This window comes from Acidovorax sp. JHL-3 (assembly GCF_000526295.1).
Classification (GTDB): Bacteria; Pseudomonadota; Gammaproteobacteria; order Burkholderiales; family Burkholderiaceae_C; genus Acidovorax; species Acidovorax defluvii.
In genome coordinates this window covers 2,890,136-2,902,996 of record NZ_JAFU01000001.1, presented here as the reverse complement: position 1 = coordinate 2,902,996, position 12,861 = coordinate 2,890,136, and the positions used below count along the sequence as shown (strand labels likewise).

The following is a 12,861-nucleotide window of genomic DNA, read 5'->3' as shown; positions in this document are numbered from 1 at the left end:
ACATGCTGGGCCTGATGCAAAGTCAACCACTGCTGATTTCTTCGCTGATCGAGTTTGCCGAACGGCACCACGGCGATGCAGAAATCGTCTCACGCAGGGTGGAAGGGGATATTCATCGCTACACCTACCGTGACCTTGCACGCCGTGCCAGGCAGCTGGCGAATGTGCTGGACGGCATGGAGCTGCAGTTCAGCGACCGCGTGGCCACGCTGGCGTGGAATGGCTACCGCCACATGGAGATGTACTTTGGTGTGAGCGGATCAGGCCGTGTGCTGCACACCGTCAACCCGCGACTGCATCCTGATCAGATCGCCTGGATCGTCAACCATGCCGAAGACCAGGTGATGTGCTTTGACATCACCTTCCTGCCGCTGGTGCAGGCGGTGCACGCACGCTGCCCCACGGTGAAAAAATGGGTGGCGCTGTGCGATGCCGACAAGCTGCCAGCCGACTCGGGAATCCCGGGTCTGGTGAGCTACGAGACATGGATTGGCGGCGCATCCACCGACTACGCCTGGCCCGTTTTTGACGAAAACTCGGCATCCAGCATGTGCTACACCAGCGGGACCACCGGCAACCCCAAGGCGGCGCTCTACAGCCACCGCTCGACCACGCTGCACGCCTATGCCGCAGCGTTGCCCGATGTGATGAACCTGTCCGCGCGCGATGCCGTGCTGCCCGTGGTGCCCATGTTTCACGTCAATGCCTGGGGCATTCCCTATTCGGCACCGCTCACCGGCTGCAAGCTGGTGTTTCCGGGGCCGGCCCTGGATGGCAAGTCGGTGTATGAGTTGATCGAATCGGAAGGGGTGACCTTTGCCGCAGGTGTGCCCACGGTCTGGCAGATGTTGCTGAACCACGTCAAGGCAGGTGGTTTCAGGTTCAGCACCCTCAACCGCACGGTGATTGGTGGTTCGGCATGCCCACCCGCCATGATCCATGCATTCCAGGATGAATTTGGCGTGTCGGTCCTGCACGCCTGGGGCATGACGGAGATGAGCCCGTTGGGTACGCTGTGCACGCTCAAAAACAAGCATCAGGCATTGCCGCGGGATGAACAGATGAAGGTCCTGCAAAAGCAGGGGCGCGCCATTTATGGCGTGGACATGAAGATTGTGGACAGCTCCGGTGCCGAGCTGCCCTGGGATGGCAAGACCTACGGTGACCTGCTGGTGAAGGGGCCATGGATCGTGGCCGATTACTACAAGAGCGAAGGCGGCAGCCCCCTGATCGCGGATGCGCAGGGGCGTGGCTGGTTTCCCACCGGTGACGTGGCAACCATCGACGCAGATGGCTTCATGCAGATCACCGACCGCAGCAAGGACGTCATCAAGTCTGGCGGCGAGTGGATCAGCTCCATCGACATCGAAAACATCGCCATGGCGCACCCCGCCATTGCCATGGCGGCCTGTGTCGGCATGCCGCATCCCAAGTGGGATGAGCGTCCGATCGTCGCGGTGGCCCTCAAGCCCGGCGCCGAAGTGAGCCGCGAGGAACTGCTGGCCTTTTACGAAGGCAAAACCGCCAAGTGGCAGATTCCTGATGACGTGGTGTTTGTCGATGCCATTCCCATCGGGGCCACGGGCAAGATGCTCAAGGCCAAGCTGCGCGAGCAGCTCAAGGGTTACAAGCTTCCCGGCCTTTGATTTCGGGCGGGTGTGGCGCTCGGGGGAGCGCTGCATCCGCGGCATGCCAGTCGCATGGGTGATAGCTGCTAGGGGCAATCCCTGAGCGGTGGTTGGTGGCAACGCGGTACGCTGCGTTCGGTTGATTCAACAGGAGACAAGACAATGAAATTTGCTATCAAAGCAGTAGCTGCATCCGTTATTCTGGCAAGCGCTGGTGGCGCTTTCGCCCAAAAAGGCGAAACCGTCAAAATCGCCTGGCTAGACCCGCTCTCGGGCCTGATGGCTGCGGTGGGTACGAACCAGCTCAAGAGCTTTCAGTTTCTGGCGGAAGAGTTCAACAAAAAGAATGCAGCCGGCGTCAAGTTTGAAATCATCGGCATCGACAACAAGCTGAGCCCGCAGGAAACCACCAGCGCCCTGCGTTCCGCAATGGACCAAGGTGCCCGCTATGTGGTGCAGGGCAATGGCTCTGGCCCGGCTTTGGCCATCATTGACGCGCTGGAAAAGCACAACGCCCGCAACCCTGGCAAGGAAGTGCTGTTCCTCAACTATGCCGCGGTGGACCCGGACCTGACCAACAGCAAGTGCAGCTACTGGCACTTCCGCCTGGATGCCGACACCTCCATGAAGATGGAAGCGCTGACCACCTACATGAAAGACCTTCCTGAAGTCAAGAAGGTCTACCTGATCAACCAGAACTACTCGCACGGCCACCAGGTTTCCAAGTTCGCCAAGGAAATCATGAAGCGCAAGCGCCCCGACGTGCAGTTTGTCGGCGACGACCTGCACCCGTTGGCACAGGTGCGCGATTTCTCGCCCTACATCGCCAAGATCAAGGCCTCGGGCGCCGACAGCGTGATCACCGGCAACTGGGGCTCCGACCTGGCGCTGCTGATCAAGGCCGCCAACGACGCGGGCCTGAACAACGTCAACTTCTACACCTACTACGGATCCGTATCCGGCAGCCCGACTGCCATGGGCGCTGCCGCTGCTGGCCGCGTGTACATGGTGGCTTATGCCCACATGAACCTGCCAGGGCCCCTGAACCAGATCGTGGTGGACTACAAGAAGAAGTTCAATGACGACATGTACACCGGCGCCGTGTACCACGCCTTCTCCATGCTGACGGAAGCCTTTGCCAAGACCAAGTCCACCGACCCGGTGAAGGTGGCGGCCACCCTGGAAGGCATGAAGTTCAAGAGCTTCAACGGCGAGGTGGAGATGCGCAAGACCGATCACCAGCTGCAGCAAGGCCTCTTCGTCTCGAAGTGGGAGAAGACGGGTGGCAAGTACACGATCGACTCTGAAAACACGGGCCACACGTTTGTTCCTGTGAAGTACTACGAGCCCTATGTGGCCAGTACGCCCACTTCGTGCCAGATGAAGCGTCCTTCCTGAGACCACTTTTTGAACGCAGGAGGCCCGACGTCCCTCGGGCCTCTTTTTTTGACCCAGAAATGAAGAATTTCAATGAATCTTGAGTTTTTCGTGATCTCTTTGCTGAACGGCGTCAGCTACGGGCTGCTGCTGTTCATGCTGAGCTCAGGCCTCACGCTGATCTTCAGCATGATGGGTGTGCTCAACTTTGCGCACACCAGTTTTTACATGCTGGGCGCCTATTTCGCCTACACCATTTCCAGCGTGGTGGGGTTCTGGCCCGCGCTGCTGCTTGCTCCCCTCGCAGTAGGCGCCCTGGGGGCCATTTTTGAACGCTACAGCCTGCGCCGTGTGCACAAGTTCGGCCATGTGCCCGAGCTGCTGGTGACGTTCGGGTTGTCTTACCTGATTCTGGAGCTGGTGCAACTGGTGTGGGGGCGGTCCACGGTCCCTTACGGGTTGCCCACGCAGTTGCAGGGGCCCTTGTTCACGCTGTATGGCACGCAGTTTCCCAAGTCGCGATCGTTCGTCATGCTGGTGGCCCTGCTGATGCTGGTGTCGGTGTGGCTACTGCTGACGCGCACCCGCATTGGTCTGGTGATTCAGGCCGCGCTCAAGCACCCCGAAATGGTGGAGGCGCTGGGCCACAACGTGCCCCGTGTGTTCATGCTGGTGTTTGGCGGCGGTGCGGCCCTGGCGGGGCTGGCCGGGGTGATTGGCGGCAACACCTATGTCACCGAGCCGGCCATGGCAGGCTCCGTGGGTTCCATCATCTTCGTAGTGGTGGTGGTGGGTGGCATGGGATCGCTGGCGGGTGCGTTTTTGGCGTCGCTGCTGATTGGCCTGGTGCAGACGTTTGCCGTGGCTATTGATTACTCGGTGGCATCTGCACTGCAAGGCATGGGCGTGGCGGTGTCTGAAAGCACCTTTGGCTGGCCTTTGCTCAAGCTCACGGTTTCGCAAGTGGCGCCCATCCTGCCGTATCTGTTCCTGGTTCTGATTTTGATTTTCCGCCCCAAGGGTCTGCTGGGAACACGGGAAGACTGAGGCTATGAAGACCACCACATCATCTATTTCTCCGGCCACGCAATACCACCGGTTCAAGCCGTGGAACGTGGGCCGCTTGGTCATCTGGAGCCTGTTTGCGGTCATGCTCATCGTTGCGCCCATGCTGTTTCGCAGCGGCCTGGCGTTGACCATGCTCTCGCAGATCGGTTATCTCATCATCATCTGCCTGTCTTACAACATGCTGCTCGGCCAGGGGGGCATGCTGAGCTTCGGTCATGCGGTGTATACCGGCCTGGGGTCGTTTCTTGCCATTCACGCGATGAACCTGGCCGGCGAGGGTGCGCTGCCTGTGCCTCTGGTGCTGATTCCTCTGGTGGGCGGCCTGGCGGGCATGTTCTTTGCCATCCTGCTGGGGTTCGTGACCACCAAGAAATCGGGAACCACCTTTGCCATGATCACGCTGGGCATCGGTGAGCTGGTGGCTTCGATGGCGTTGATGTTCCCCGAGTTTTTTGGCGGCGAAGGTGGCATCACCACCGACCGGGTGTATGGCAAACCGTTCTTTGGCATCACGTTCGGCCCCGCCATTGAGGTGTATTACCTCATCGCCGTGTATTGCTTTGTCTGCACCGCTGCCATGTTCGCCTTCACGGGCACGCCGCTGGGGCGCATTCTGAATGCCGTGCGCGACAACCCCGAGCGCGTGGAATTCATTGGCTACAACACCCAGCGCGTGCGCTATTTCGCGTTCATCATTGCGGGCTTCTTTGCCGGCATCGGGGGCGGGCTGGCGGCGATCAATTTCGAGATCGTCACGGGGGCCGACAGCGTAAACGTGCTTCGCTCGGGTGGCTACCTGCTGTTCACCTTTCTGGGCGGTGCCACGTTCTTTTTCGGGCCCATCATCGGCGCAGTCTTGCTGGTGTTTGCGTCGGTGCTGCTTTCTGAGCTTTCCAAGGCCTGGCTGCTGTACCTGGGGCTCGTCTTCCTGTTCATGGTGATGTATGCGCCCGGCGGCATTGCCAGCCTGATCATGATGAATCTGCGCCTGGCGAAGTTCGGTAAGTTGCGCGGCCTGTGGCCCTCTTATCTTGCGCTGGGCGGCACCGCACTGGTGGCCGTGCTGGGTGCGGCCGCCATGGTGGAGATGACCTACCACCTCCAGCTCAATGCCGCCTTGGGGCCTGATCTCAATTTCCTCGGGGCCACCTTGCAGGCCAACTCGGTGGGCAGCTGGTTTGGCGCAGGGTTTGTGTTGCTCACAGGGCTTGGGTTGTTCGAATTGTGTCGGCGCCAGTTTGTGCAGCAATGGGGGGCGATCCAGGAAGAGATCGAACACGAAATCAAGCGGGGGGAGGCGCTGTGAACATGGCGACAAACGCACCTTGTGCGCTCGAACTGCGTGATCTGCGCAAGAGTTTTGGCAAGACAGAAATCATCCGTGGCGTGAACCTGGCCGTGCAGCCTGGCGAACGGGTCGCCATCATCGGCCCCAACGGCGCGGGCAAGTCCACACTGTTCAATCTGATCAGCGGGCGCTTTGGCCCTACCAGCGGCGAAGTGCTGCTCAATGGCCAGCGCATTGATGGCAAGGCGCCTTACGAGATCAACCGCATGGGGTTGTCGCGCAGCTTCCAGATCACCAACATCTTCCCCAAGCTGAGCGTGTTTGAAAACCTGCGCTGCGGAGTGCTCTGGAGCATGGGCTACAAGTACACCTTTTTGCGGTTTCTTTCGAACCTTGACGACGCCAACGAGCGCGCCAAGCAGCTCATGGAAATGATCAAGCTCGACAAGAAGCGCGACACCCTGGCCGTCAACCTCACTTATGCCGAGCAACGCGCGCTGGAGATCGGCGTCACCATTGCCGGTGGGGCCAACGTGGTCTTGCTGGACGAGCCCACGGCCGGCATGAGCCGCAGCGAAACCACGCGCTTCATTCACCTCATCAAGGAAGTGACCGAAGGCCGCACCTTGCTCACGGTGGAACACGACATGGGTGTGGTGTTCGGCCTGGCCGACAAGATCGCCGTGGTGGTGTACGGCGAGGTCATCGCCTTTGACACCCCCGACAAGGTGCGCGCCAATGCGCGCGTGCAGGAGGCCTACCTGGGCTCCGCCGTTGCCGATGCGCAGGCGGGAGGACACTGACATGCTCACCATTGAAAACCTCCACGCCTACTACGGCAAAAGCCATGTGCTGCATGGTGTCTCCTTTGATGTCCAGCCCGGTGAAATCGTGGCCCTGCTGGGGCGCAACGGTTCGGGGCGTTCCACCACAGCCAAGGCCATCATGGGGCTGGTGGACTGGGAAGGCTCGGTGCAATGGAAGGGGCAGTCGCTCACCGGCAAGAAAGCCTACGAGATCGCCCACCTGGGCATTGGTTATGTGCCCGAAAGCCGAGACATATTCCCCAACCTCACGGTTCACCAGAATCTGCTGCTCGGGCAAAAAGGCAAGGGCAAGGGCAGCCGGTGGTCTTTTGACGACATGTACGGCATGTTTCCTCGCCTCAAGGAGCGCCAGCACACTGAAGCCGGCGTGATGTCGGGCGGCGAGCAACAGATGCTGACGCTGTGCCGCACGCTCATGGGTGACCCCGATCTCATCATCATCGATGAACCCACCGAGGGTCTGGCTCCCAAGATCGTCGAGTTGGTGGGGCAATACCTGCAGACCATCAAGGCACGCGGTATCTCGGTGCTGTTGATCGAGCAAAAACTCACCATCGCCATGACCATTTCTGACCGCACGCTCGTCATGGGACACGGGAGCATCGTTTTTCAGGGCACACCAGAAACCTTGCGGGCTGACAACTACGTCCGCAAAGAGTGGCTTGAGGTCTGACGCTCGTATCGGCAGGGCAGCAGGGTGGCTTGCACGAGGTTGCCGTTGATGTGCACTGCGCCCTGTTCCGGTGGCTGGTTTTGCCTTGGCGTGGAGGGCTTGTGCTCTTTTGTCCCGCCCGGGACAAAAGAGCACAGCCAATGCCGGCAGAACTCTCTACAATCAAAATCGCACGACCGTTCTTTTTCTAATTTCCAAGGAACAACAGCATGACCGCTGAATACAAAGTCCACGGCCCCGTTGCCGTGATCACCCTGGCCAATCCTCCCGTCAATGGCCTCGGCCTGTCCACCCGTCAGGGCATTGTGGACGGTCTGAACCGTGCCAATGACGATGCTGCGGTGACGTCCATCGTCATCACCGGCGCGGGTGGTGCGTTTTCTGGTGGCGCCGACATCAAGGAGTTTGGTACCGACAAATCCCTGCAAGAGCCCAACCTGCACTCCGTGATTGCTGCGGTAGAGAATTCGCCCAAGCCCGTGGTGGCCGCAATTCACTCGGTCTGCATGGGCGGTGGGCTTGAGCTGGCCCTGGGCTGCCACTACCGCGTGGCTGCTCCCGGTTGCAGCGTGGCACTGCCCGAAGTCAAGCTGGGCATCCTGCCTGGCGCTGGCGGCACGCAGCGCCTGCCCCGCGTGCTGGGCGTGGAAGCGGCTTTGAACATGATCGTCAGCGGCGAAGCCATCAAGAGCGAAATGATCGGCATGCTGCCGGGCCAGAAGCTGTTCGACAAGCTGGTGGCCTCGCCCGAAGAGCTGGCCGCCGAGGCCTTGGCCTTTGCACAAAGCGTGGCCGATGTGCGCCCGCTGCCGCTGGTACGCAACCTCCCTTGCAAGCACCCCCAGGGCGACGCGTACTTCCAGTTCGCGCGCAACATGGTCAAGGGCATGAGCAAGAACTTCCCTGCACCCGCCAAGTGCGTGGACGCCGTCGAGGCTGCCACCAAGCGCAAATTTGCCGATGGCCTGCTGTTCGAGCGTGAGCTGTTCATCAACCTGATGTGGACGCCCGAGTCGCGCTCGCTGCGGCACCTGTTCCTGGCCGAGCGCGCTGCGAGCAAGATCCCTGATGTGCCTTCGGATACCCCCAAGCGCGATATCAAGGCCGTGGCCGTGATCGGCGCCGGCACCATGGGCGGCGGCATTGCCATGAACTTCCTGAACGCCGGCATCCCCGTGAAGATGCTGGAGATGAAGCAGGAGGCGCTGGACCGTGGCATCGCCACCATCCAAAAGAACTACGAAACCCAGGTCAAGAAGGGCAAGCTCAAGCAGGATAAATACGAGCAGCGCATGGCCCTGCTGAGCACCACGCTGAGCTACGACGACCTCAAGGACGCCGACCTCGTGATCGAGGCCGTGTTTGAAGAAATCGGCGTCAAGGAAGCCGTGTTCAAGGAGCTCGACCGCGTGATGAAGCCCGGCGCCATCCTGGCCTCCAACACCTCCACGCTGGACGTGAACAAGATTGCCCATTTCACCAAGCGTCCGCAGGACGTGGTGGGCCTGCACTTCTTCAGCCCCGCCAACGTGATGAAGTTGCTCGAAGTGGTGCGCGGCGATGCCACCGCCAAGGACGTGCTCGCCACCGTGATGGCTATTGCCAAGAAGATCAAGAAAACCGCCGTGGTGTCCGGCGTGTGCGACGGCTTCATCGGCAACCGCATGATCGAGCAATACGGCCGCCAGGGTGGCTTTTTGCTCGACGAAGGCTGCACGCCCGAGCAGGTGGACAAGGCGATGGAAAAATTCGGCATGGCCATGGGCCCGTTCCGCATGGGCGACCTGGCCGGCAACGACATCGGCTGGGCCATCCGCAAGCGCCGCTACACCGAAAAGCCCGACATGAAGTACAGCAAGACCGCTGACCTGCTGTGCGAGAAGGGCCGTTTCGGCCAGAAGACCGGTGCGGGCTGGTACGACTACGTGCCCGGCAAGCGCGACGCCATCCCGAACGCCGAAGTGGTCAAGATGATCGAGGACCACCGCGCTTCGCTCGGCATCACGCCCCGCAAGATTTCCGACGAAGAAATCGTGCAGCGCCTGGTGTTCGCCCTGGTCAACGAAGCCGCCTACATCCTTGAAGAAGGCATTGCCAACAAGGCCAGCGACATCGACGTGGTCTACATCTTTGGCTACGGCTTCCCGGTGTACCGTGGCGGCCCGCTGAACTACGCCAACGAAGTCGGTCTGTTCAACGTGGTGCAGGCCATGAACCGCTTTGCCAAGAACCCGCTGGACGACGCTGCGTTCTGGAAACCCGCCCCGCTGCTGGCCAAGCTGGCCGCTGAAGGCAAAACCTTCAACTAAGCGACCAGCCACACCACCGAACAAGGATCCAACATGACATCCGCAGTAATCGTATCGACCGCACGCACCCCCCTGACGAAGAGCTGGAAGGGCGCCTTCAACATGACCCACGGCGCCACACTGGGCGGCCACGTCATCGAGCACGCCATCCAGCGCGCCGGCATTGACGCAGCCGAAGTGGACGACGTCATCATGGGCTGCGGCACCCCCGAGGGTGCCAGCGGCGCCAACATCGCCCGCCAGGCCGCCCTGCGCGCCGGCTGCCCCATCACCGTGTCGGGCATGACGGTGAACCGCTTCTGTTCGTCCGGCCTGCAGACCATTGCCCTGGCGGCGCAGCGCATCATCGCCAACGAAGGCGATGTGTACGTGGCCGGTGGCCTGGAAACCATCTCCTGCACCGCGCAGGAAATGAACATGCACATGCTGCAGGAAACCTGGCTGATGAAGAACAAGCCCGAGGTGTACTGGTCGATGCTGCAAACGGCCGAGCAGGTCGCCAAGCGCTACAACATCAGCCGCGAAGCCATGGACGAATACGGCGCCTCCAGCCAGCAAAAGGCCAGCGCAGCGCTCGAAGCCGGTCTGTTCAAGGACGAAATCGCTCCCATCACCGTGACCATGGGCGTGGCCGACAAGGTCATGGGCCTGACCACCAAGCAGGTCACCGTGAGCGACGATGAAGGCATCCGCGCCGGTACCACCTACGACGGCATCAAGGGCCTGCGCTCCGCCTTGCCCGGTGGCCTGATCTCGGCGGGCAACGCCAGCCAGTTGTCGGACGGCGCCGGTGCCGTGGTCGTCATGCACGAAGACCTGGCCGCCAAGAAGGGCCTCAAGCCCCTGGGCCGCTTCCTGGGCTTTGCCGTGGCCGGTTGCGAGCCCGACGAAATGGGCATCGGCCCCGTGTTCGCCATCCCCAAGGTGCTCAAGCGCCTGGGCCTCACGATGAACGACATCGACCTGTGGGAGCTGAACGAAGCCTTCGCCGTGCAGGTGCTCTACTGCCGCGACAAGCTGGGCATTCCTGCCGACAAGCTCAACGTCAACGGCGGCGCCATCGCCGTGGGCCACCCCTTCGGCATGAGCGGCCAGCGCCTGACGGGCCACGCCCTCATCGAAGGCAAGCGCCGTGGTGCCAAAAAAGTCTGCGTGACCATGTGCATTGGTGGGGGCATGGGTGCTGCCGGCGTGTTTGAAGTGCTGTAAGCGCTGACGACGGCAACGCTGAAAACAGAACGCCCCGCGCAGGCCGCAAGGTCTGCGCGGGGCGTTTGCTATTGAGCTGATAGCTTGTCGCGCTTGTTGGACGGGCGTCAGAGGCCTAAAACACTGTATTTTTGGCTGAATTGGTCTATCCGAAAGCACCAGAGTGGGGCGAACTCTGCAAAACCGATCTCGGATGCCAAGGCATGAATGACAACCGCCGTCTGGCTCTATGAGCGTTAGCGTACAGAGCAACTGCAGCGCAGCCGCTAAGGTAGGGCTGCGGGTCAGCGCCTCCCTGGCGATGCACCGCCATTCATCCCATTCACGCGAAGGAAAATCCCATGAACAGCATCATTTACATCGTCGGCCTGGTCGTTGTCGTGCTTTTCGTCTTGTCCTTTTTCGGCCTGCGCTGAGACATCGATAGGCTGGCCGCAGCAGCCAACAGGAGCACGGACAGGAGATTCAGCAGCTTGAGCCATGGTCTCAGAATGATTCGGGTCGTGCGGACGCCCGGCGAGACGGGTTGCCAGTGGACGGCCCGGAGGTGACAACACCCCCGGCCGCGTCGCGCAGCTGACATGCACGACCGGGTGCCCCATCCATAATTTGGGCATGACGACCTCCCTGCGCTCCACCCTCGATTTCCTGCTTTACAACTGGCTCCAGGCCGAATCGCTCAGCGCGCGCGAGCGCTTTGCCGACCATTCGCGCGAGACGTTTGATGCGGTGCTCGACACCTGCGAGCGCATTGCGCGCGAGAAGTACGCGCCGTTCAACCGCACGGTGGACACGCAGGAGCCGCATTTCGACGGCGAGCGCGTCACGCTGCCGCAGGCCACCAAGGATGCGTACGACGCCTACGCTGCCTCGGGCATGCTCAGCGCCGCGCAGGATTACGACATTGGTGGCATGCAGTTGCCCTACACGGTGGATGCGGCGGCCAATGCTTTTTTTGCCGTGGCGTCGATCAGCATCAGCTCCAGCCTGCTGAGTGTGGGCAACGCCAACCTGCTCATGGTGCATGGCACCGATCTGCAGAAGAAGGTGTTTGCGCTCAACGAGTTTTCGGGGCGCTTCTCGGGCACCATGTGCCTTTCTGAGCCGCAGGCGGGTTCCAGCTTGAGCGACGTGGCCACGCGCGCAGTTCCTGACGAGGCCCCTTCGGTAGCCGCGGACGGCTCGGTGCCTTGGGATCAAGAGCCACTGGGTCCGCGCTACCGCCTCACGGGCAACAAGATGTGGATTTCGTCGGGCGAGCATGACCTGTCGGAGAACATCGTCCACCTCGTGCTGGCCAAGATTCCGGGGCCGGATGGCAAGCTGGTGCCGGGCACGCGCGGTATTTCGCTGTTCATCGTGCCCAAGAAGCTGGTGGATACCGAAGGCAACCTCACCGGCGTGCGCAACGACGTGGCGCTGGCGGGCCTGAACCACAAGCTGGGCTGGCGCGGCACCACCAACACGCTGCTCAACTTTGGCGAAGGCAAATACCCGGTGGAGGGCAGGGCGGGGGCCGTGGGCTACATGGTGGGCCAGCCGGGCAAGGGCCTGGCGTGCATGTTCCACATGATGAACGAGGCACGCATCGGCATTGGCATGGCGGCCACCATGTTGGGCCTGGCGGGCTACTACGCCAGTCTCGACTACGCCAAAAACCGCCCCCAGGGCCGGCCCGTGGGGCAGGGCGGCAAGGATGCCGCGCAGCCCCAGGTGCGCATCATCGAGCACGCCGACGTCAAGCGCATGCTGCTGGCGCAAAAGAGCTATGGCGAAGGCGCGCTGGCGCTCAACCTGTTCTGCGCCCGTCTGGTGGACGAGCAGCACACGGGCGCGCCCGAGGCCGCCGACGAGGCGCGCCTGCTGCTGGAAGTGCTCACCCCCATCGCCAAAAGCTGGCCGAGCGAGTTCTGCCTGGAGGCCAATTCGCTGGCCATCCAGATCCACGGTGGCTACGGCTACACGCGCGATTTTCCGGTGGAGCAGTATTGGCGCGACAACCGCCTGAACATGATCCACGAGGGCACGCACGGCATCCAGGCGGCCGACCTGCTGGGCCGCAAGGTGCTGATGGAGAACGGCCGGGGCATGCAGCTGCTGTCCGCGCGCATGCAGGCCACCATGGCGCAGGCTGTCGCCGTGCCTGAATTGGCAGCCTATGCGGCGCAGCTGGGCGATGCCTTGCAGCAGGTGGGCGCTGCCACGCAGGCCGCCTGGGCCACCGGCAACCCGGCTGAGGCACTGGCCAATGCCGTGCCCTACATGCAGGCCTTTGGCCACACCGTGCTGGCCTGGGTGTGGCTGGATGTGGCGCTGGCCACGCTGCGTGCAGATGCTACGCTTTCAATAGCTGCTAGCGCTGGTCGAATGGGCGCTGCACGCTATTTCTATCATTATGAGCTGCCAAAAATTGGCGCCTGGCTGAATGTGGTGAACAGCCGCGATACCACCTGCGCCGCGCTCAGCGAAGCGGCGTTTTAGG

The 12,861-nt window shown here is 61.6% G+C and carries 9 protein-coding genes; all 9 read left to right on the top strand.

Annotated elements, in window-relative coordinates; genetic code table 11:
• The first annotated feature begins 2 nt into the window (after positions 1-2).
• Positions 3-1,646, top strand: a complete 1,644-nt coding sequence (locus K226_RS0113480; protein WP_024815320.1) for a 3-(methylthio)propionyl-CoA ligase — start codon at positions 3-5, stop codon at positions 1,644-1,646.
• A gap of 144 nt (positions 1,647-1,790) precedes the next feature.
• Positions 1,791-3,026 carry a branched-chain amino acid ABC transporter substrate-binding protein gene (locus K226_RS0113475; RefSeq protein WP_024815319.1) on the top strand — a complete coding sequence of 412 codons (1,236 nt, stop codon included), beginning with the start codon at positions 1,791-1,793 and terminating at the stop codon, positions 3,024-3,026.
• A 72-nt stretch (positions 3,027-3,098) separates the two neighbouring features.
• Positions 3,099-4,052: a branched-chain amino acid ABC transporter permease gene (locus tag K226_RS0113470; protein ID WP_024815318.1), complete on the top strand. Its 954-nt coding sequence runs from the start codon at positions 3,099-3,101 to the stop codon at positions 4,050-4,052.
• A gap of 4 nt (positions 4,053-4,056) precedes the next feature.
• Positions 4,057-5,379: a branched-chain amino acid ABC transporter permease gene (locus K226_RS0113465; protein ID WP_024815317.1), complete on the top strand. Its 1,323-nt coding sequence runs from the start codon at positions 4,057-4,059 to the stop codon at positions 5,377-5,379.
• Positions 5,380-5,381: 2 nt separating this feature from the next.
• Entirely contained in the window at positions 5,382-6,164 is a 783-nt protein-coding gene (locus K226_RS0113460) for an ABC transporter ATP-binding protein (RefSeq protein ID WP_024815316.1), read from the top strand.
• 1 nt (position 6,165) lies between these two features.
• Positions 6,166-6,861 (top strand): ABC transporter ATP-binding protein, encoded by a 696-nt coding sequence (locus K226_RS0113455; RefSeq protein WP_024815315.1) that lies wholly within the window; start codon positions 6,166-6,168, stop codon positions 6,859-6,861.
• A 209-nt stretch (positions 6,862-7,070) separates the two neighbouring features.
• Positions 7,071-9,170: a 3-hydroxyacyl-CoA dehydrogenase NAD-binding domain-containing protein gene (locus K226_RS0113450; RefSeq protein WP_024815314.1), complete on the top strand. Its 2,100-nt coding sequence runs from the start codon at positions 7,071-7,073 to the stop codon at positions 9,168-9,170.
• 33 nt (positions 9,171-9,203) lie between these two features.
• Positions 9,204-10,379: an acetyl-CoA C-acyltransferase gene (locus K226_RS0113445; protein ID WP_024815313.1), complete on the top strand. Its 1,176-nt coding sequence runs from the start codon at positions 9,204-9,206 to the stop codon at positions 10,377-10,379.
• A 615-nt stretch (positions 10,380-10,994) separates the two neighbouring features.
• Positions 10,995-12,860 carry an acyl-CoA dehydrogenase gene (locus tag K226_RS0113440; RefSeq protein WP_024815312.1) on the top strand — a complete coding sequence of 622 codons (1,866 nt, stop codon included), beginning with the start codon at positions 10,995-10,997 and terminating at the stop codon, positions 12,858-12,860.
• Position 12,861: the final 1 nt, after the last annotated feature.

Bases quoted from the DNA above. Each gene is read 5' to 3' on its own strand.
- K226_RS0113480 (WP_024815320.1), top strand. From the start codon at position 3: ATGCTGGGCCTGATGCAAAGTCAACCACTGCTGATTTCTTCGCTGATC.
- K226_RS0113475 (WP_024815319.1), top strand. From the start codon at position 1,791: ATGAAATTTGCTATCAAAGCAGTAGCTGCATCCGTTATTCTGGCAAGC.
- K226_RS0113470 (WP_024815318.1), top strand. From the start codon at position 3,099: ATGAATCTTGAGTTTTTCGTGATCTCTTTGCTGAACGGCGTCAGCTAC.
- K226_RS0113465 (WP_024815317.1), top strand. From the start codon at position 4,057: ATGAAGACCACCACATCATCTATTTCTCCGGCCACGCAATACCACCGG.
- K226_RS0113460 (WP_024815316.1), top strand. From the start codon at position 5,382: ATGGCGACAAACGCACCTTGTGCGCTCGAACTGCGTGATCTGCGCAAG.
- K226_RS0113455 (WP_024815315.1), top strand. From the start codon at position 6,166: ATGCTCACCATTGAAAACCTCCACGCCTACTACGGCAAAAGCCATGTG.
- K226_RS0113450 (WP_024815314.1), top strand. From the start codon at position 7,071: ATGACCGCTGAATACAAAGTCCACGGCCCCGTTGCCGTGATCACCCTG.
- K226_RS0113445 (WP_024815313.1), top strand. From the start codon at position 9,204: ATGACATCCGCAGTAATCGTATCGACCGCACGCACCCCCCTGACGAAG.
- K226_RS0113440 (WP_024815312.1), top strand. From the start codon at position 10,995: ATGACGACCTCCCTGCGCTCCACCCTCGATTTCCTGCTTTACAACTGG.